Origin of the sequence: Vibrio sp. V19_P1S1T109 (genome assembly GCF_002241375.1) — a bacterium.
GTDB lineage: Bacteria > Pseudomonadota > Gammaproteobacteria > Enterobacterales > Vibrionaceae > Vibrio > Vibrio anguillarum.
In genome coordinates this window covers 1-20886 of sequence record NZ_NDIM01000216.1, presented here as the reverse complement: position 1 = coordinate 20886, position 20886 = coordinate 1, and the positions used below count along the sequence as shown (strand labels likewise).

The 20886-nt window shown below is 46.6% G+C and carries 15 protein-coding genes; all 15 read left to right on the top strand.

Annotated elements, in window-relative coordinates:
- Window positions 1-62: 62 nt before the first annotated feature.
- Window positions 63-1538 carry a type VI secretion system contractile sheath large subunit gene (tssC, locus tag B9J87_RS10335; RefSeq protein ID WP_026027753.1) on the top strand — a complete coding sequence of 492 codons (1476 nt, stop codon included), beginning with the start codon at window positions 63-65 and terminating at the stop codon, window positions 1536-1538.
- Window positions 1539-1540: 2 nt separating this feature from the next.
- On the top strand, window positions 1541-1978 hold the full coding sequence (tssE, locus tag B9J87_RS10330) for a type VI secretion system baseplate subunit TssE (RefSeq protein WP_013868295.1): 438 nt from the start codon (window positions 1541-1543) through the stop codon (window positions 1976-1978).
- A 6-nt stretch (window positions 1979-1984) separates the two neighbouring features.
- Entirely contained in the window at window positions 1985-3754 is a 1770-nt protein-coding gene (gene tssF, locus B9J87_RS10325; RefSeq protein ID WP_094150566.1) for a type VI secretion system baseplate subunit TssF, read from the top strand.
- Window positions 3718-4740: a type VI secretion system baseplate subunit TssG gene (gene tssG / locus B9J87_RS10320; protein ID WP_026028436.1), complete on the top strand. Its 1023-nt coding sequence runs from the start codon at window positions 3718-3720 to the stop codon at window positions 4738-4740. Before tssF ends, tssG begins: the two co-directional genes overlap by 37 nt.
- A gap of 4 nt (window positions 4741-4744) precedes the next feature.
- Window positions 4745-6217, top strand: a complete 1473-nt coding sequence (gene tagH, locus B9J87_RS10315; RefSeq protein WP_013868297.1) for a type VI secretion system-associated FHA domain protein TagH — start codon at window positions 4745-4747, stop codon at window positions 6215-6217.
- Between the two features lie 2 nt (window positions 6218-6219).
- The gene (tssJ, locus tag B9J87_RS10310) at window positions 6220-6699 is read left to right on the top strand and encodes a type VI secretion system lipoprotein TssJ (protein ID WP_013868298.1); all 480 of its coding nucleotides are present in this window, start codon (window positions 6220-6222) and stop codon (window positions 6697-6699) included.
- 4 nt (window positions 6700-6703) lie between these two features.
- Window positions 6704-8038: a type VI secretion system baseplate subunit TssK gene (gene tssK, locus B9J87_RS10305; RefSeq protein WP_017044997.1), complete on the top strand. Its 1335-nt coding sequence runs from the start codon at window positions 6704-6706 to the stop codon at window positions 8036-8038.
- Window positions 8039-8040: 2 nt separating this feature from the next.
- Window positions 8041-8814 carry a type IVB secretion system protein IcmH/DotU gene (gene icmH / locus B9J87_RS10300; RefSeq protein ID WP_026027751.1) on the top strand — a complete coding sequence of 258 codons (774 nt, stop codon included), beginning with the start codon at window positions 8041-8043 and terminating at the stop codon, window positions 8812-8814.
- Window positions 8815-8837: 23 nt separating this feature from the next.
- Window positions 8838-11456 carry a type VI secretion system ATPase TssH gene (gene tssH / locus B9J87_RS10295; RefSeq protein WP_094150564.1) on the top strand — a complete coding sequence of 873 codons (2619 nt, stop codon included), beginning with the start codon at window positions 8838-8840 and terminating at the stop codon, window positions 11454-11456.
- A gap of 2 nt (window positions 11457-11458) precedes the next feature.
- Window positions 11459-13021, top strand: coding sequence for a sigma-54 interaction domain-containing protein (locus tag B9J87_RS10290; protein WP_026028882.1), 1563 nt, complete (start codon window positions 11459-11461; stop codon window positions 13019-13021).
- Entirely contained in the window at window positions 13018-13677 is a 660-nt protein-coding gene (gene vasI / locus B9J87_RS10285) for a type VI secretion system-associated protein VasI (RefSeq protein WP_013868303.1), read from the top strand. Before B9J87_RS10290 ends, vasI begins: the two co-directional genes overlap by 4 nt.
- 9 nt (window positions 13678-13686) lie before the next feature.
- Window positions 13687-15084, top strand: a complete 1398-nt coding sequence (tssA, locus tag B9J87_RS10280; RefSeq protein WP_064626571.1) for a type VI secretion system protein TssA — start codon at window positions 13687-13689, stop codon at window positions 15082-15084.
- 17 nt (window positions 15085-15101) lie between these two features.
- Window positions 15102-18647 (top strand): type VI secretion system membrane subunit TssM, encoded by a 3546-nt coding sequence (tssM, locus tag B9J87_RS10275; RefSeq protein ID WP_013868305.1) that lies wholly within the window; start codon window positions 15102-15104, stop codon window positions 18645-18647.
- A gap of 57 nt (window positions 18648-18704) precedes the next feature.
- Window positions 18705-20000, top strand: coding sequence for a type VI secretion system ImpA family N-terminal domain-containing protein (locus B9J87_RS10270; RefSeq protein WP_094150562.1), 1296 nt, complete (start codon window positions 18705-18707; stop codon window positions 19998-20000).
- 167 nt (window positions 20001-20167) lie between these two features.
- The coding region (gene tssI, locus B9J87_RS10265) for a type VI secretion system tip protein TssI/VgrG (protein WP_141201568.1) at window positions 20168-20886 on the top strand (719 nt) is incomplete at its 3' end.

Below are 20886 nucleotides of genomic sequence, written 5' to 3'. Positions count from 1 at the left end.
GCCTCAAGCATAAGGCTTGATCAACCCAACTTTTTATTTAATCAAATTTAGGAACGAAATTGATGTCTACTACTGAAGCCGTCTTAGAGAGACAAAGTGCCACCCAAGGCAGTTTACTTGATGAAATCATGGCACAAACGCGCATTGCACCGACTGAAGAAGGGTATGATGTTGCGAAGAAAGGGGTTGCTGCGTTTATTGAGAATCTCATCGGTTCGAATCAAACGGAAGAGCCGGTTAACAAATCACTCGTTGATCAAATGCTGGTTGAGCTTGATAAGAAAATCAGTGCTCAAATGGATGAGATTTTGCACGAAGAGCGTTTCCAGCAGATGGAATCGTCATGGCGTGGTTTGAAACTGTTTATTGACCGTACCGATTTTCGTGAAAACAACAAGGTCGATTTGTTGCATGTAACGAAAGGCGAGTTGCTTGAAGACTTTGAATTTGCACCAGAAACGACGCAATCCGGTCTTTATAAGCACGTTTATTCTTCTGGTTATGGCCAATTTGGTGGTGAGCCGACTGGCGCTATCATCGGTAACTTTGCTTTCACGCCATCAACCCCTGACATGAAGCTACTGCAATACATGGGTGCACTTGGTGCGATGGCTCATGCTCCATTCATTTCTAGTGTAGGCCCTGAGTTTTTTGGTATCGATTCTTTTGAAGAGCTACCAAATATCAAGGATCTTAAGTCAACATTTGAAAGCCCTAAATACACTAAATGGCGTTCTCTACGTGAATCAGAAGATGCGCGTTACCTTGGCTTGACTGCGCCTCGTTTCTTGTTGCGCGTACCTTATGATCCAACAGAAAACCCAATTAAATCATTTAATTATGTTGAAAGTGTCAGCGCTTCACACGAACACTATCTATGGGGTAACACCGCGTTTGCTTTCGCTACTCGTTTAACCGATAGCTTTGCCAAGTACCGTTGGTGTCCAAACATCATTGGCCCACAAAGTGGCGGTGCGGTTGAAGATCTGCCAGTGCACGTGTTTGAATCAATGGGTGCACTGCAAAGTAAGATCCCAACTGAAGTGTTGGTGACTGACCGTAAAGAGTTTGAATTAGCAGAAGAAGGTTTCATTGCTTTAACCATGCGTAAAGGCAGTGATAACGCCGCATTCTTCTCTGCAAACTCGATCCAAAAGCCAAAAATATTCCCGAATACCAAAGAAGGCAAAGAAGCGGAAACCAACTACAAGTTGGGTACGCAACTGCCATATATGATGATCATCAATCGCCTTGCACACTACGTCAAAGTGCTACAGCGTGAGCAAATTGGTGCTTGGAAAGAGCGTCAAGATCTTGAACGCGAGCTTAATGGTTGGATCAAACAGTACGTGGCTGACCAAGAAAATCCACCAGCAGACGTACGTAGCCGTCGTCCTCTTCGTGCTGCAAAAATCGAAGTCATGGATGTTGAAGGTGAACCAGGTTGGTATCAGGTCTCTCTCTCTGTTCGTCCTCACTTTAAGTACATGGGCGCGAACTTTGAATTGTCATTGGTTGGTCGATTAGATCAAGCATAACCATGACTTATATTGCACCTGAAGAGAGTGCATTTGGTGTCGGCTTCTTTGAACGTTTAGAAGCTGGCACCAAGCCTATGTCTTTGACCCAAGGGCCAAATGCATGGGATGTGCTCCAATCAATCAAACGCAATGTTTCCAATATTTTGAATACTCGCATGGGTGAGGCACAAAGTGCTCCAACGTTAGGTTTAGTGGATTTTAACGATGCAACGTTAGAAACCTTAGACTTATCGCTGCGGATTAAGCTTGCGATACAAAGCTGCTTAGATGTGTATGAGCCCCGTTTACGAAATATTGTGATTCGATCCGAGTCGGACGTGTTTAGCCCTTTGATGCTGCGCTTCCATATTGTGGCCGAAATAAACAGTGATGCGTTACATGAGAAAGTGCAGTTCAACCTGCTACTGGATCAAAACCGAAAGTACCGAGTGTATTAGAAAATTATGGCTCAAGATAAGTACTTCAGAGAAGAGCTTGCTTTCCTTAAAGAACAAGGAAAGCATTTCACTGAAATTCATCCTCAACTCTCTCGCTTTTTACACGGTAAAACGACGGATCCTGATGTCGAGCGTTTATTGGAAGGATTCGCCTTTCTCACCGCTCGCTTGCGCGAAAAAGTTGAAGATGAATTTCCTGAGCTAACGCACTCCATCATCAACATGCTATGGCCAAACTACTTACGTCCTGTGCCAAGCATGAGTATTGTCTCGTTCACACCGGATAAAAGTGTCAGTGATAAGCAGCAAATCGCTCGTGGCACTCAGCTCGATAGCAAGCCTGTTTTCGGCACCAAATGTCACTTTAGAACCTGTCGTGACGTGCAGATTTACCCACTGAAATGTACTGACGTCACTGCGCAACATACTAGAGAAGCGACCATCATCGAAGTGTCGCTTAATATGTTGGGTGAGATAAGCGTCGGTGATGCGCATCTTGATGATCTGCGCTTTTACTTAGGTGGTGATAAATACAGCTCACAAATGCTCTATTTATGGCTCAACCACTACCTCGATAAGATTTCTGTTGAAGTCGCGGGGGTAGAATTTACGCTGCCGCGTAATAGCTTCCAAACGGTCGGGTTTGATAGCGAGCAGTCGCTTTTGCCCTATCCTTCCAATGTGTATGAAGGTTATCGCGTTTTGCAGGAATACTTGTCGTTTCCTGAAGCATTTCATTTTGTTGACATTACCCGTCTGGCTAGCGTAGTGCCGAAATCAGTGCATGGTGCGTTCAAACTGAAAATCAGTTTTTCGAAAACCTTGCCAGCGGACGTTCGAGTGCGTCAGGATAATTTCCAGTTGTACTGCACCCCTGTCATTAATTTGTTTGAACATGATGCCGATCCGATCGATTTAACGGGTAAGCGTTCAGAGTATCGCATTATTCCCTCTAGTCGTTACCCTTCTCACTATGAAGTGTTCAGCGTTGACGGCGTGTTCGGTTGGCAAGACAAAACTCAAGCCAGCCAACGAATTCGGGGTGAAAAACGTGTCTATTCAGCATTTGAAAGTTTTCAGCATGAAGTGGAGCGAGTTCGAAATCGTGAAGCGCTCTACTACCGCACACGAGTGAGAGACAGTATCCGTGGCGATGGATTTGATAATTTCATCTCTTTCATTCGCGGAGATGAAACGCAATCCATGCATGTCGATGAAGCCATCTCGCTCAAACTCACCTGCACCAATCGCTTATTACCGCTCGAACTCGGTGTCGGTGACATTTGTGAGCCGACAGACAGCTCGCCCCCCTTTGCCACTTTCAGCAATATTACCGTGCCTTCACAATCTCTGCGCCCAGTACTGGATGGCAGTCTATTGTGGGTATTGATTTCTAACTTATCGCTGAATTATTTATCGCTGCTGTCCAAAGATGCCTTAAGCAGTGTGTTGCGAGCTTACGATTTCAGAGCCTTGGTGGATCGCCAAGCGGAGCGTGTTGCGCGTTTGCGTCTTGAAGGGATCCAAAAAATTGAGTCGCAACCCGTGGATAAAATATTGCGCGGTTTGCCAGTGCGAGGCCTGCAATCGACGATTCATATTGATCAAAACTGTTTTGGTTCAGAAGGGGAGCTTTACCTCTTTGGCACAGTGCTTAGCCACTTTTTTGCCCTCTATGCCAGCATCAATTCGTTTCATGAGCTGATCGTTATTAACTCGTCCAATCAAGAGAAGTACACATGGGGAACACAGACAGGAATGCAGCCATTGATCTAGAGATGGCTGCGGCGGCTGTGCCGGAGCCTCTACTGGGTTTACCAAGCGATGTACGAACGTACAACTTCTACCAGTTGGTGGAACTGCTGCAAAAACTTAATGCGTTTAATCCTGAATCAGAAGATTGGGAGCGGACATGCCAGTTGGTATTCAGTGCCAACCCAAGTTTAGGCTTTGCACCAGCAGACGTAACGGATTTACGTGAGTTCGCGGATGAGCGCCTGATCTTACAAACCAATTTTTTTGGATTAACTGGGGCGCAGTCACCGTTGCCTGGTTTTATTTTGCAGCAATTGGTCGAAGAAGATCCCGGTGGTTTCAAGCGGCCCTTTTTAGATTTTTTCAATAACCGGTTGATTAACCTTGTGTATCGCGTATGGCGAAAGTATCGCTATTACGTCCGTTTTCAAGCGGGTGCGCAGGATCAATTTTCATCACAGCTGTTTGCTTTAGTCGGTTTGGGTGATGCGGACTTGCGCGGCGAAACACCGATAAATTGGTGCAAGATGCTGGCTTATGCGGGCACTTTGGCTGGCCGAAGTCGTTCACCGCAAGTGGTGTCTGGCATCATCGCGCACTGCTTTGATCTACAAGAAGTCAGTATTCGCCAGTGGGTTCGACGTAAAGTCCGGATAGAGCCTTATCAGCAGTTTTGCTTAGGTAAGCAGAATGGTGAGCTTGGGATCAACAGCATGTTGGGTGAGTCAGTTATGGACTGTAACGGTAAGTTTGTTATCTGTATCAAAAACTTAACTCGAGAACGATTTGCCGATTTTTTGCCATCAGGCAAAGAACATCAACCGCTGTGTAAGTTGGTGGAGTTTATTTTACGAGAGCAGATGGCTTACGACCTTGAGCTGACCATGCACGAGAGCGAGGCTCCGGTGATGAGTTTATGCCATGACAGTGGTGTGGCTTTGGGTTGGTCATCATTTTTAGGGCGCGATTTGGCGGACAAAAGCGTGCTTATACAAGTAAGGCAATAGCGATATGCAGAAGAAGCAAACGCTTTCAATGGTAGTGACGAATGTGCAACTACTGGAATCAGGATTATCCGCACAAGCGATGTTTAATGTGCAAGGCGGTGTGATTGGCTCTGCAAGTGATGCGCATTGGCAGCTTCGTGACGGTAAAGGGAAAATTCAAAATCATCACTGTGCCATCCGTGTGATTGATGGTGCGTTTTGCATTCAAGATCTGGTTGGTAATACCTATGTTAATGGTTCCCATAAGCCGTTAGGGCAAGGTGCCTCGGCTAAGTTGGAGCATAAAGATGAAGTGGCCATTGGACCTTACCAAATTCGTGTCATTTTTGGTCAAGTGGGTGAAGATGATTCTCTGATTAATGGCTCTTTGGATCAGCTGTTTGCTAAAGAGGGGCTCGATCTACTCAAAGATGGTCCATTGGATGATATCAGCCGCGACGAGGATGAACCAGAGCCGAGTTCAATGGACCCTATCGCCGCTTTAGATGATTTATTGCAAGGCATTAAACAAGAAGAGTCGTTGCTTGAAGAGACGGAAAAACCACTCGCACAAGCACAACATTCATTAGTGCCAGAATACGATAGCCAGCAGTCGCAACTGCAGTTTACGCCTCAAGCTGACAGCGAGTATGAGATGACGTCATCGATTCGATTAAAGAAAATTCTCGGTTTTGGCAAAACCTCCACCGATTTACCACCTATTCCGGCTGTTGAGCACCATGAGACTGCGCAACCACCGACTCATTTGAACATTAATAACAGCATTTACAACGTACCTGAGGGCTTAGCGATGGACGATAAAGTATTAGATCTACTTGAGGAAGAAGTGGCGAGAAGCTACCACCCTCACTCCGAGCAACACAACAGCTCGTCAAACAATGCATCACACTTATTGACCGGCCCCATGCTCACCGGGCTAGGTGTTGACGTTGGCAATAGCCACGATATGGCGAAAATGCACATGCTTTCAGAAGAGCTTGGGCAATCGTTGCAAGCTTGTGTGCAAGGTTTGCTTGAGCTTCACCAGCAAGTGAGTGAAGGGCGTTTTGGTATGATGAATCGTAACTTGCAACCGATTGAAGATAACCCACTTCGCTTGGGGCTATCATACGAAGAAACCATTCGTACTCTGTATGATGCTGATAAAAGTGTGGTGCACTTGTCTGCCCCAGCGGCGATTGCCGAAAGCCTAAAAAATGTGCGCGACCATAACGAAGCAATGCAGCACGCCACTAGCGAAGCCCTAAATCAGATTCTTAATGCCTTTTCTCCTCAAGTGCTACTGCGCCGTTTCCAACACTACAAGCGCAATAGTGATGCACAGAGTAACTCTTCAGATGCTTGGGCGTGGGAGATGTATTGCCACTACTACCAAGAGCTCACTTCTAATCGCCAAAAAGGATTTGAGAAACTGTTTTGGGAAATTTTCGAGCAGTCTTACGACAAGAAAATTCGTGAAAAACAGCTGGAGCTATAACGGTGAACAAGCGGTCTTTTGTCCTGCTGATGCTACTGACGGTATTAACCGCCTGTAGCTCATCAGAAAAGTATGAGCCAGCCACACAGCCGACCAAGGTAACGTTCAGTCTCGTTAGTGATGAAGGTACTAACCCTAATATTTGGGGTGAAGCGTCGCCGATAGAGGTTCAAGTGTTTGAGCTCAAAGATGATTCGATGTTTATGTCTGCCGATTATGACCAAGTAAAAGCAGACTACAAAAAAGCGTTACGCAGCAATTTTATCGCCAATTACGATTATGTAATGACACCAGGCCAGTTTAAGTTTGTGAACGCGTTCGAGATTGATGAAGGCACGAACTACATTGGGGTCATGGCGCATTTTGCTGAACCTGAGCTGAGTGAATGGAAAAAGGCCGTCAAAGTGCTTAACAAAGGTAGGGAATATCATCTTTTGATGTATTTCAAAGACTACGATGTAAAACTGGAAAGGGTGGAATAACAAGATGTTTGCGCGTAATCGTGTCATTTGGAATGAAGGTCTATTCATTAAACCGCAGCATTTCCAGCAGCAGCAACGCTATTTTGAATATCATATTGATGAACGCATCTCATCAGTCAGTGGCTACCTTTACGGAGTATCAGAGTTATCACTTAACCCTGAATATCTCTCTTTTGGTCGTATCGCGATCGAACGTGCGGTAGGCATTATGCCTGATGGAACCGTTTTCCGTATTCCTCAGGAAGATGTGCTGCCCGATGCGCTTGAGATTGCCGATGCTTCGCTTGCAAACCAGTTGGTCTATTTAGCAGTGCCACTTCGCAGTGAATCGTTAATGGAGATTAACTGGCCTGAGGAGCGTGGAACCGGGCGTTACTTAAGCAATCGTTTAGAAGTGCGCGACGTACATACCGTGCGCGGTGACACCACGACGCTAGATGTCTCACCTGTTCGTGTGCAGTTGATGCTTGAAAAAGAAGACAGAAGCTCTTATGCCTCAATCGCGATCGCTCGTATTTTAGAAAAACGTCCTGATGGCAGTGTCGTACTCGATCCGGACTTTATTCCGTGCCATCTTAATGTTGCGAGCAATGCGGCTTTGCACCGTTTTATTAACGAAATATCCGGGTTAATGCGCGAACGTGCCAAAAACATTGCTCAACGTATCAGCTCTCCCTCTCAAGGCGGGGTCGCGGATGTGTCTGATTTTATGCTGTTGCAAGCCCTGAATCGCTTACAACCCCAGATGCAACACTTGGCAGAGCTACGCAGTTTGCACCCGGAACGTTTATTTGAGTGCCTGTCATGCGTATGTGGAGAATTGGCTACATTTACCGATGAAAGTCGTTTACCACCGAGCATCCCGAGCTACAACCATGAAATGCCGACCCACTCTTTTGGGCCGCTGATCCGCAACTTAAGACAGAGCCTAAGTATCGTGCTTGAGCCTAGAGCGGTCTCGATTCAGTTGGATAAACGTAAGTACGGCCTGATGGTTGCCCCAATCCACGACCCTCAACTGGTTGAAAGCGCAGAATTCATCATCGCGGTGAAAGCACGCATGCCATTAGATGAACTGCGTCGTCTCTTTACTCAGCAGACCAAAGTATCGTCAGTGGAGAAAATCCGCGAGCTCATTTCACTGCAATTACCGGGCATTCCAATTACACCGTTACCAGTGGCACCAAGGCAGTTGCCTTACCACGCCGGTTATACCTATTACCAATTGGATAAAACCAGCTCAGCATGGTCGATGTTAGGTCGCTCAAGTGGTTTTGCTTTCCATGTCGCGGGTGCGTTTGAAGATCTTGACCTGCAATTCTGGGCGATTAGGAGCTGATGATGGCAATTGATAAAAAAAACACCCAATACAGCGGTCTGCTTTTTGACAGCGTCGAGCAGATCAACCACGACCAAGATTACTGGTTTCAACTGCGTGGTGATAACCCTAATGTTTTGATTGATGCTGCTACCCCTCTGTTTGGTTTGTCGCTGCGGGTACGCAGCTTGTCAGAGTGCGACAACATTGAGCAGATCTACAAACAGACGGTGGAAGAGATTAAAGCGATTGAAATCGAGCTTGCCGAGCAAGGGTTTGAGCATGCGATTTTGATGGCTTATCGCTACATTCTGTGTGCGTTTTTGGATGAAGCGGTCATGGGAACCGAGTGGGGTGCATCCAGTGTGTGGGCTGAACATTCTATGCTGTCTCGTTTCCACAGTGAGACTTGGGGCGGCGAAAAAGTGTTTACCATCTTAAGTCGCTTGGAAGGTGAACCTAAACGTTATCGCGCGTTGCTAGAGTTTATCTATCAATGCCTAGTGTTAGGTTTTGAAGGTAAATACCGTGTGATGGAAAGCGGCCACAACGAGCGTGAAAAGGTGATCAGTCGTTTACATGACACCGTCAGTTCGTTGGATGAAAACGAGCCGAAGGAACTGACCTCCGCCACCGACCATGTGGTGAAATCAAAATATAAGTTAAGCAGGCAGTTACCGGTTTGGTCAGTACTGCTTGGTTTTGTCATTATTTGGGTCGGTGTGTTTTTAGGCTATTCCTATTTACTGCACAGCCAATCGGCAGACGTATTAAACCAATTGAACCAAATACTCTAATTATAAAAGGCTAGGTGATTGTAGTGATCCGTATTGAATTACCCACATTAATTTCAAAACTCAATGAACAGAGTAAGCTAGCCCTAGAGCAAGCCGCTTCATTATGTATTGAACGTCAGCACCCAGAAGTGACCTATGAGCACTTCTTACATGTGTTGCTAGAGAACCCACTGTCGGATGTGCGTGTGATAGCTAAGCACGCTAACTTAGATGTGGAAACCGTAAAACAAGCCATCAGTGCAAGTTACGCTCGTGAACAAGTGTTAGATACCTATCCAGCATTCTCGCCACTGTTGGTTGAGCTATTGCAGGAAGCTTGGTTGCTTTCTACCACTGAGCTGAATCAGAATCAGCTTCGTTCAGGTGTGGTGTTTTTAGCCGCGTTGATGCGCGCTGATCGTTACCTACCACTTAAACTAATCCGTCTTTTTGAACACATCAACAAAGAGAGCCTAAACAAAGGGTTTGATACGCTGTTGCAAGACTCTTCCGAGTCGGCGGTTGAAAAAAGCAAAGCGGGTTCTCAAGCTCCTGCCGCGCTGGATGCAGCGTCATCTTCGCCACTGCATAAATACTGCACCAATGTCACGGCGCAAGCGCGTAACGGCGAACTTGACCCAGTATTGTGTCGTGAAAACGAACTCAACTTGATGATCGACATTTTGTGTCGTCGTCGTAAAAACAACCCTATCGTTGTGGGAGATGCTGGTGTCGGTAAAAGCGCTATGATTGAAGGACTTGCATTGCGCGTCGTTGCGGGCAATGTGCCGACACAGCTGCAAAATGTAGAGTTGTGCTCACTCGATCTAGGCTTGTTGCAAGCGGGTGCTTCAGTCAAAGGTGAATTTGAAAAACGTCTTAAAGGCGTGATTGACGCGATCAAAACCTCGCCTAAACCGATCATTTTGTTTATCGATGAAGCGCACACTTTAATTGGTTCTGGCAACCAAGAGGGTGGTAGTGATGCGGCCAACTTGCTCAAGCCGGCTCTTGCGCGAGGCGAGCTCAGTACTGTCGCAGCCACCACATGGAAAGAGTACAAAAAGTATTTTGAAAAAGATCCTGCGCTGACTCGTCGTTTCCAGTTAGTGAAATTAGAAGAGCCGAGCATCAGCCAAGCAGTAGATATTCTACGTGGCTTGAATCGTGTTTACGAAAAAGCCCATAACGTATTGATTACTGATGATGCATTGAAAGCCGCCGCCGAGCTTTCAGCGCGTTACATTTCAGGTAGACAACTGCCGGATAAAGCGATTGATGTGTTGGATACTGCTTGCGCGCGTATTGCAATTAATATCACCACACCGCCGAAGCGCTTAGCGCAACTAGAGACCGCTTGCCATCAACGTCAACTTGAAATTGATATGCTTGAGCGTGCTCAATATTTAGGTCAAGTGGTTGATTCGCATCGCTTGGATGAGCTATGTAGCCAAGAAGTGGCCGATGAAGCTGAAAAAGCGACCTTGACTCAAAGCTGGCAAGAGCAAAAAGCGATCATTGAGCGCATTATTACCCTACGCGATCAGCTCTTAGATGGCGCTGAGGATCATGGTGAGCAGACCCAAGTTGAGCGCGATGAGTTACTTGTTCAATTGCAGGCGCAATATCGAGCTTTAGAAGAGATCCCTCATAATGATCGCCTCATGCATCCACAAGTCGATGCTCAGCAAATCGCGGAAGTGATTGCGGACTGGACGGGCGTGCCCGTTGACCAAATGAACAGCGATGAGCTGCATAAAATCACCCACCTAACGGCTATTTTAGGTGAGGCAATCAAAGGGCAAGATACTGCGATTGAGCGTGTTCACCGTAACTTATTAACGGCGCGCGCGGATTTGCGCCGTCCGGGGCGTCCAAAAGGTTCCTTCCTACTCGTGGGTCCAAGTGGCGTTGGTAAAACCGAAACGGTAGTCCAACTGGCGCAACAACTTTATGGTGGTAAACAATTTTTAACCACTATCAACATGTCGGAATATCAAGAAAAGCATACCGTTTCACGCCTGATTGGTTCGCCTCCGGGTTATGTTGGTTATGGTGAGGGTGGCATTCTTACCGAAGCGATTCGTAAAATGCCGTACTCTGTGGTGCTGTTAGACGAAGTTGAAAAAGCGCACCCAGAAGTACTCAATATTTTCTACCAAGCCTTTGATAAAGGTGAGCTGGCCGATGGTGAAGGTCGAGTGATCGACTGCCAAAACATCGTCTTCTTCCTCACCTCGAATTTAGGTTACCAAACCATAGTCGATTACGCGCAGCAGCCTCAGTTGCTTGATGAGCAGCTTTACCCAGAACTTGCGGCTTTCTTCAAACCCGCCTTACTGGCTCGTATGGAGATTATTCCGTATCTACCGCTCAGCAAAGAAGTGCTAGAGCAGATTGTGCGTGGCAAGTTAACCCGCCTTGAGCAGCTCTTTAAACAGCGTTATGCCGCTGACGTGGTGATTGAAGATAGCTTGATCGAAGAGATCTTAAGCCGTGCCACGCGCTCTGAAAATGGGGCTCGTATGCTGGAAGCGATCATCGAAGGTCAATTACTACCACCGATTTCATTAGCTTTGTTAAATAAATTGGCTGATAAACAACCAGTGCAACGCATCTATTTAGCGGCGGAAGAGGGTGAGTTTATTGGAGAGGTTGAGTGATCATGAGTCACTGGTTAGCTTACGCAACCGAGCTTGTTGTCGCGAGAAAGCCTAGCCAATTGGCCGCATTGTTTGTAGAAACGCTGCGCCGAGAGCTAAGGCTCGATACTTGCTCGTTACTGGTTCCCAGTTCAGACGGCCGTACCTTAGTGCCACAGGATAACCCGCTGAATTTAAGCTGGTCGGTCACCGATTTTGATTGTCCGTTTGCCCATGTATTGCAATCAGCCAAATCGATGCACTTAACCGCTGATGAATTGGTTTTTTGGCAATCTAATCGCCTGTTTAGTCAACTCACTAGCCGGGTCGGCATGTTAGATAGCGTGGTTGTACACCCGTTACCGAATGGGGATACACAAGTTCAGTCTATTTTGCTGTTGATTGGTGAAACCCATACCTTGGAAGGCCTATTTGAGCAGCCAGATTTTATCAAGTATGTGGATGTTTTTTGCCATCAGTGGTCGTTGCTTAATGAGATGCAACGGGAAGAACAAAATCGACAAAACTTATCGGAATCCTTGTCTGACGTCCAGCGAGACAACGCTCGTCGCTCATTAATTGCGAGCCTCTCTGAAACCTTAATCGGTAACAGTTTGGCGATGAGAAAATTAAGAGAGCAGATCATCAACGCCGCGCCATCACAGCTTTCAGTGATGGTGCAAGGTGAAACAGGGACAGGTAAAGAGTTGGTCGCGCAAGCGGTGCACCAACTCTCGCCCCGTAAACAAGCGCCATTTGTTGCTATTAACTGCGCGGCTATCCCTGAAAACTTATTGGAAAGTGAACTGTTCGGCTACTGCAAAGGGGCGTTTTCCGGCGCGGATAGCGATAAACAAGGGTTGATCGCGCAAGCTGATGGCGGAACCCTGTTTTTGGATGAAATCGGTGATATGCCCTTGAGCCTGCAAGCCAAATTACTGCGGGTGTTGGAATCTCGATCTTTTCGGCCGATTGGCGGTAAAAACGAACAATCTTCTGATTTTCGTTTGGTTTCAGCAACGCATGTCAATCTCCTCGAACAAGTGCGTAATAAATCGTTTCGTCAGGATCTTTATTACCGCTTATTTCAGTACCCGATCACTTTGCCACGCCTTGCGGCAAGGATGGATGACATTGAACGGCTTAGCCAACATTTTGTGCGCAGCTTTAATCAGCAGCATGCAACCAACATTCGGGGTGTGCACTATAAAGCGATCGATTGCCTAAAACGTTATGACTTTCCCGGTAACGTGCGTGAACTCAAGCACCTTATTGAATTTGGTTGTGCGCAAACACTGGATGGCACACAGGTGGAGGAGTCCTGCTTTACACAACGTTTAGCATACACTAAAGCCGATCAGCAGCCAGAGACTGAACGACATGGGCATAAGGTCGCTAAAGCTGAGCCCGGTGTCAGCCGAGTGGTGGATGATTTAAAACAAGCGGTGAATGAATTTGAGTCTCGTATTATCCGTGAGCGCCTCCAATACTTTGCTGGTGATAGGGCCAAAGCGGCCCAAAGCCTCGGTATTCCCAAGCGGACCTTGGCCTATAAATGCCAAAAATTGGAGATTAAAACACCATGAATAAACGGTTGTTTAGGCTCACAGTTTGCCTCTCTATGACGCTGTATTTCCCCATGGCGAATGCGGAAAATGACGCTATAGCACAAGCAGAGCAATGCACTACGATCACATCTCGGTTAGAGCGATTGAGCTGTTTTGACCACCTGTTTAAAACGCCTTCTGACGTGGTGATGCCTCAAGCGGCAACGCCCAATGCGCCGCTATCTTGGCAACGCGCCTTTGATAGCATCAGCCAGTATCAAGACGGGGAAGCAAGTCACTTAACCGTTGAGGGCGACGATGATAAAGGGAATGCGTGGATTACTTTGGTTGCGTTAAATCAAAATACAAAGTTTGACGATAACGCTAAACCTGTGCTGCTGATGAGCTGTATCGACAATTTGAGTCGAGTGGAATTGGCGTTTCCTAGCGCGATTGATGACCCTCGCATCCAAGTGTCGATTGCTAATATGCAGGCACAATCTTGGCGTAGTGACGATTTAGGTTTGCTCTTTTCCTCAGGCAGAGGCATGCCAGCGATTGAGATGATGAAAGCGATGGCGCGAGAAAATCGCCTTGTGCTGCGTTCAAACTCTCCTTTTGTTGATGGATTGCAGTTTGATGCGAGCGAGCTTTCGCAATCATTAACGGCACTAAAAACACGCTGTGGTTGGTAAGGAGTTCCAATGGAGTTAACCGATTATCGCCGCTGTATTACTCAGCCTATTCAAGCCGATAACCCTGTGGGTGAGCGGCTGATTGATGATCCGCTGTTTGATTTTGTTGAAGATCAAATGATGAAAGTGGGGTCACTCTCCCACGCTAGTGTGCAATGGGATGAAGTCGAACACAGTACGCTCAAACTGCTCAGCGAAAAAAGTAAAGATCTCAAATTATTGATCTACTTGTTGCAGTGTTTGCATAACCAAGTCACACCGCTACGTTTCACCACGTCGCTGCAGCTGCTGAGCGATTTCATGTCCCTTTACTGGGAAGATTGCTTCCCTGCGCCAGGCAAAAGAGGCAGTTTGCCACGTCGCAAATTCTTCAGCCAGATTGTGCAGCGGTTAGCCTTAGTCATCGACAAGTTAGATTTCGCACAATTTGATGGACCAGATCGTGATGAGTTAAACACCGCGATCGACGCGCTACAGCAAGCGACTACTCAAGCCGGACTGATGTCTGAAAGCGTTGAAAGTCTAGTGGCTAAAGTTCAAGCCCAACTGCGCCGTGCAACAGAACGTGAGCAAGCGACTCAACATGTGCAAGAGACTCCGGCGGTTGAACGTAAAACCACCACCCAGAGCGCCATCTCAGTCGACAGTTCAAGTGACAAAGCTACTAAGCAGACCTTACTAAAGGTAGCTGAGTTTTTGTCTGAACAAGAGTTCGGCATTGCCTTGGCAATACGAGTCAGGCGTTTTGCCGTGTGGTCAAGTATTACCTCATTACCTGAGCACGACGTCAGCGGTGAAACACTGTTACGGGCGATGGCGCAAGAACGAATCAAAGAGTATCACGACCAAATGCGTAGCCCAGATTTAGCCTTATGGCGCAAGGTAGAGCAGAGTTTGACCATGGCACCTTACTGGTTTGAAGGGCAGATGATGAGCTATCAAATCGCGCAAAGCTTAGGCCAAAAGGCGTGGAGTGAAGCCATTTTGAGTGAAAGCCAGCAGTTTGTGGCACGTCTACCTGCGCTGCTCGAGTTGAAATTCAAAGGAGGCGAGCCTTTTGTCAATGCGAGCGTAAAAGAGTGGCTACTCAGCCAGCAGCAAAGGAGCGCCCAAGGCCAAGTAGCAGGTGATTGGCAAGACAAACGCAAAGAGGCGTTTAGCTTAGCGAAAGAGGGAGGCATTGCGGTGGCGCTCTCTATGCTCAACGATGGTCTGGTCAGCGCCAGTGAGCCAAGGGATAAATTCTATTGGCGGTTATTATCGGCTGATTTGTTAAATAGCAATAATTTAGATGCGATGGCGAAAGAACAGTACCAAACGTTACATGCTCAGGTTAGCACCATGAGCGTTACCGATTGGGAACCCTCATTAGTTGAGCAATTAGAACAATACACAACGTCAGAGTAAACGAAGGACACAAACCCATGTGGAAATTTATTGTTGGGATCGCAAGAAAGTTAACACCGGGCATTGCCGCGGCGATGCCTATTTTGCTATTTAGCACATTCATTCTATTGAATGTTGCGATTTGGTGGGCAGGCCCTTGGCTAGAGATCGCGGGTAATAAGCCACTTGAATCGATAACCGCTCGCGCAGTGGCAAGTAGCTTGTTCACTTTAGGTGCATTGGCCGTTTGGGGTGTTTGGCAGTGGCGAAAATTGCAAGGTTTTAAAGCCGAGCAAAAGCGTGAAGATCAGCTTCGCCAAGATCCAATTAAAGCCTATGAAGAGCGCCAAGAGGTTGAGCTGAACCAAGTGATGGTCAGCATGAAAGAGAACCTCAATAAACGTAATTATCTTTATGCGTTGCCATGGTATTTAGTGCTCGGTTTGGAAAATGCCGGTAAAACCAGCCTCATCAACCGCTCTGGGCAAAACTTTGTTTTTTCTTCGGTAATGCGAGCCTCGGGTCAAAAAAGTGAAAACCCGTATTCGTTTGATTGGTGGATTGGCGATGAATCGGTATTGATTGATCCAGATGGAGAGCTACTGACACAAGGTAACCATAGCAATGATAACGATGGTGCGATGGAGCGCCGTTTGTGGCTTCATTTTGTTAATTGGTTGGAGAGAACGCGTAGCCGTCGTCCACTCAACGGTATTGTTTTAGCGTTAGACGTTTCTCACTTAGCAACCGCAACTGCAACCGAGCGTAAAGCTTACGCCAATTTATTACGTGCTCGCTTACGTGAACTGATGGAGACGTTATCCACGCGTTTACCTGTCTATATTGCATTGACGAAATTGGATTTATTACACGGTTTTGAACCTTTCTTTAAACATTACTCGCGCAGTCAGCGTGAAGATGTGCTGGGCTTTACCTTTTCGCTCGACTCTATTGATGACTTGGATAACTGGCTCAACGAGTTTTCAAAAGACTACAGTCAGTTTGTTGAGCGCATTAATGATGTACTGCCGCATGCGGTTTCTGTACCTATGGATCTCGAAGAGCGCAATGCTATTTATAGCTTCACGCGTCAAATTTCTGGTTTAAAAGAGATCTTATTACAATTTTTCAACGATGCATTGGCCAGTGATCAGTTCTCTACGTCGGCTTTGGTGCGTGGTGCGTATTTCACTTCTGTGTATCAACAAGGCGTACCCACAAACGCATTTGATGATGCCGCTTCACGTCGTTACGGGCTAGATCATGCGATCAACAAAGCGCAGCAAGCCAAAAACTCAACGGTTTATTTCACACAAAAACTGTTTAATAACATTATCTATCCTGAAGCTGGACTTGCCTCGGATAATTTTCGTGTTGCGAAGCAAAAACGGCGCTTGATTGGTTTGTCAGTAGTGGCCGGCTCTATTGCAACTGTGTTATTAGTTGGCACTTGGCATCGTTATTACCTTAGTAACGTGAAGCACTCTGATGCTGTGTTAGCGAAAGTAAACGAGTACAAAAACGAGTTCCCCTCTAATCTTTATTTAGCCTCTCAGCAAGATGTTCTCGTGCCGCTCAATAAAATTCGAGAGGCGACATTGGAGTTTGGCTTCTTCCGTGATAAACCACAGTACATTTCCGATTTTGGTTTGTACCAAGGCCACACGATTGGTCCAATGGTTGAAGCGACCTATTTGAATCTATTGGAAAACCGCTTTTTACCTCTGCTAATGGCTGATGTCGTTGTGCAGCTTAACCAAGCCAAAACAGATGAAGAGAAACTGGCCGTGCTGCGTGTTTATCGCATGATGGTAGATAAAAGCGGCCGCTATAAGGATTATGTACTCGATTATTTCTCCAAATACTGGCAGCAAGAGTTCGCTGGGCAACGCGTGATCCAAGAAGAACTACTGGGGCATTTAGACTACGCCATGTTACACACGGATTTAGCGGGTGATCGCGCGCGCGGTGATCGCAATGCAGAGTCGGTGATGAAGCCTTATGATCAGGTGGTGGCGAAAGTGCAGTCTGATCTTGGTTCTATGCCTAACGATCAACGTGTTTACCGTAATTTGAAGTTGAATGCACAAACGGTTCTTGGCCCCTCGATCAATTTACGCAACTTGATTGGCCCCGTCTTTGATGTGGTTTTTGAAGAGCGAGTGGTCAACAGCAGCTCGCTGTATATTCCGCAAATGCTTACCAAAAAAGGGTTTGAAGATTACTTTATGCCGCAATCAGAATCCGTTTCTGAGCTGGCCTTGATCGACAGTTGGGTACTAGGGCAATCCAAATCGGCTCAATTTAGCGAAGCGGATAAGCATGACCTCCGTAACAAAATCCGCAGCTTGTATGTGGCGGACTACACCAATACCTGGCGTGCGGCTCTTAATGAAATCAGCGTTAAGTATTTTAGCGACATCAATGACGCGGTGTCAGTATTAGAAAACTTTACTGGCAACATTGAACCGATGCAGCGTTTGCTTCGCACTTTAGAAAGCAATACTCAAATGTATGCCAGTGTGCCTAAAGATGAAGCCGCGCAAAAAGAGCTGTTAAAAAATCCAAAATACAAAGTTGCTTCGCAGATTGATGCGCCCTTTGCTGAACTAAACGCTATGCTCAAGCCAGTCGGTGATAAGCCAGCGTACATCAATGAAGTATTAGTGGCGGTGGAAGAGTTACAAAATTACCTCAAATCTATTCAAGAAGCGCCAGATGTTGGTATGGCTGCGCTGGATGCCACCAAAGCACGCGTAAAATTAGTGAACGCTGATCCAATTTACACGGTGAAACGTATTGCATCAGGTTTGCCTAAACCGCTCGATACAATGGTGTCTAAACTGGCGGATGAGAGTTGGTATGTTGTCAAACAAGAAGCGATTAAGCACCTTGAAGTTCGTTGGCATGATGATGTTTACAAAACCTTTGAAGAGAAATTGGCTGGGCGCTATCCATTTAATGAGTCTTCCAACAAAGACAGTTCTCTTTCTGATTTTGAAGCATTTTTTGCGCCCAACGGCACATTAGACAACTTCTACAACAACCAGCTAAGAATGTTTGTGGAAGAAAATATTGCGGTCAATGATGACGATAACGCGCAGTCGATTATTCGCAAAGACGTTCTAGAACAGCTCAAGCAGGCGAAGAAAATTCAGCAAGCTTTCTTTAACCGCAAAGGGGTCTTAGACGTTAGTTTCTCGGTTGAACCGCTACGCTTGAGCAACAACAAACGCCGCAGTGTGCTGAATGTTGACGGTCAATATCTCGCTTATAGTCACGGCCCAAGAGACAGTGTCGAGTTGATTTGGCCAAATACGCTGCGTGATTCTGCGATCTCTAAAGTAACGTTAGTGCCGACTAAAAATAATATGTCGCCACGAAGTATTAATATCCAAGGTCCGTGGGCATTTTTCCGCTTGCTTGAACAAGGTGATGTGGTGGGTGCTAGTTCCACGTCGGTTGACTTTAAGTTTGCAGTTGACGGTGGTGAGATGATTTATCGACTCAATTCAGAGGCAGATATTAACCCATTCACCGAGCGGTTATTTAAGTCATTCAAACTCTCGAAAACCCTTTACTAAAATAATAGTGAGGAGCGATTGGTCATCGTTCCTCAACTCACTTAGGACGCTGTAGTCATGTCCAATATTGTATTTATCGACCACGCTCGTTTTCATTTGATAGATGATGCTGCCGCTGTTCGTCACATTGATGCCTACCAAAAGGTGAGAGATGAGATCAATCGTCGTAACAACCCATTATCAGGTGGTCCAGACTGGGCTGTGGTGAAAGTTGCTTGTGAAACATTAGCAAAAGGCCCGGGGATTGACCTTTTGCTGTGCGGTTATTACACCGTAGCCTGTTTAAAAATGCAGGGCTTAGCGGGATACGCCAATGGTGTTGAACTGTTGTGCTGCTGCTTAAGTAATTTGCCAAAACCGGACGTAAAATCGGCGAAAATGCGCAAGGAAGTGCTCGATTGGGTTAATGCTCGTGTAGTGCGGGAGTTAAAAGATCTGCGTCCGAATCATGAAGCACTGCGTGATTTATACCGTTGTGAGCGCTTTTGTGAGCGCATGCATGCCATTTTAGAGCTGCAACAGCCGGACTATTTGGTTGATTTCGAAGGAGTAGGTTTTGCTATTTTTGAACATATTGATCGTTTAGAAACGCAATATCATTCGCTGCTAAAGCGCCATACTCAAACCGAACAGGTTGAGCAGGTGCGTAATCAAAAGCGCTCACGTGTTACGCATGTGGCCGCTTTTATATCCGGTGTTCTTGGTGTTGTGATGGTGTATGGGGCCGTCACTTATTTGCCGTTTTTCAACTCAATATCTTATGCAACCAACCTAAGGTTACCTGCTTTACATACGCCAGAGCAGGTCAATGCGTTTCAACAGGCCAACACGCCAGCCAAGCTTGAACGGTTGTCAAATGAGATTGTGCCATTGTACCGAGAGGCGATTGAGCAAAAAATGGCGCGCTCTTTTGAATCGGCTCGTGTTGAAGCCCAGCAAGTGTTGGATGCGTTATTGCAACTTTATCCCCAAACCGAATCGGTGCTGGAGGTTGATCAAGCGTTTGCCGATGCTAAGCGTGAAGCTCTGCAACAAACTGAGCGCTTTATGGAGCGTTTTAGTGAAACGAGAACCAAGATGGCCAACATCGCGCTGCTCGCGCAAAAAGGAAAATTAACCGAACTGCAAAGACAAACCAAATCGTTGGAGGAGTTCGCTATTAGTTTGTCACCTATTTACGGGAGAGCTGCATATGTCGAAGAGTTGCTCAAAAAAGGTGATGTTGTACAGGCTGAACAGGAGTTTATGATTCTGAAGCAGCGGCTTAATAATTTGAGCTGGAAAATGGCCGAGCTCGACAAGCAGTTTGAGCATTTGACTGTGACACATAATCAGGAAGCTCAGACTCAATAAGCTGAGCAACAATTGGTTATTGAAGGGCAACTTTTTGCTCATATCAGGCAGTTTGTTGCCTTTGTCAATCGAGCTGTTTATAAGCTAATGAATATAAAAGAAAAATATCTGGCACTGCACTTGCTGTACTAGTGTCATTTTGCGATAAAAGAGTGGAAGGTAAAAAGATGGCAAGGTTAAGTTTTAGGCTCACCGTGGAGGGTTTGGCAGACGACACGTTGGTGGTGCGTGAATACCAAGGCGTGGAATCGCTGTCTGATAGCGCGCAAGCGGGCCTGCATTGCTACGGTTTTCGCTATGAGATAAAACTGGCCAGTCGCCAATCTGGCTTAACAGCGCTGGAGCTGGTGGACAAAACCGCTCAGCTTGAGATGTTGCGTGATGGCCTTGTCGTGCAGCGCGTGCACGGCATTGTGCGCCAGTTCAGTAAAGGCGATATTGGCCATCATCACACCTTTTATTCACTGACCTTAGTCCCGGCATTAGAGCGGTTATCACTGCGCCAAAATAGCCGCATCTTCCAGCTCAAAACCGCTCCCGAAATTCTCTCTATCGTGCTGCAAGAGATGGGCATTAACGACTACGCCTTCTCGCTGAAACGTGAGTGTGCGCAGCGTGAATTCTGCGTGCAGTACCGTGAGACGGATATCGACTTCTTGCATCGCTTAGCCGCCGAAGAGGGCTTGGTGTATCACTTCATTCATGAAGAGGGGAAACACACCCTCTTTTTCAGTGACGACAGCCAAAGCCTGATAAAGCGAGAAACGCCTATCCCTTACAACGCCCTTGCGGGTGGCGTGATGGAGAGCCCTTATGTGTCGCAATTAACGCAACACAGCCAAACCGAAGTGAGCCACAGCGCGCTGCAAGATTACAGCTTTAAAAA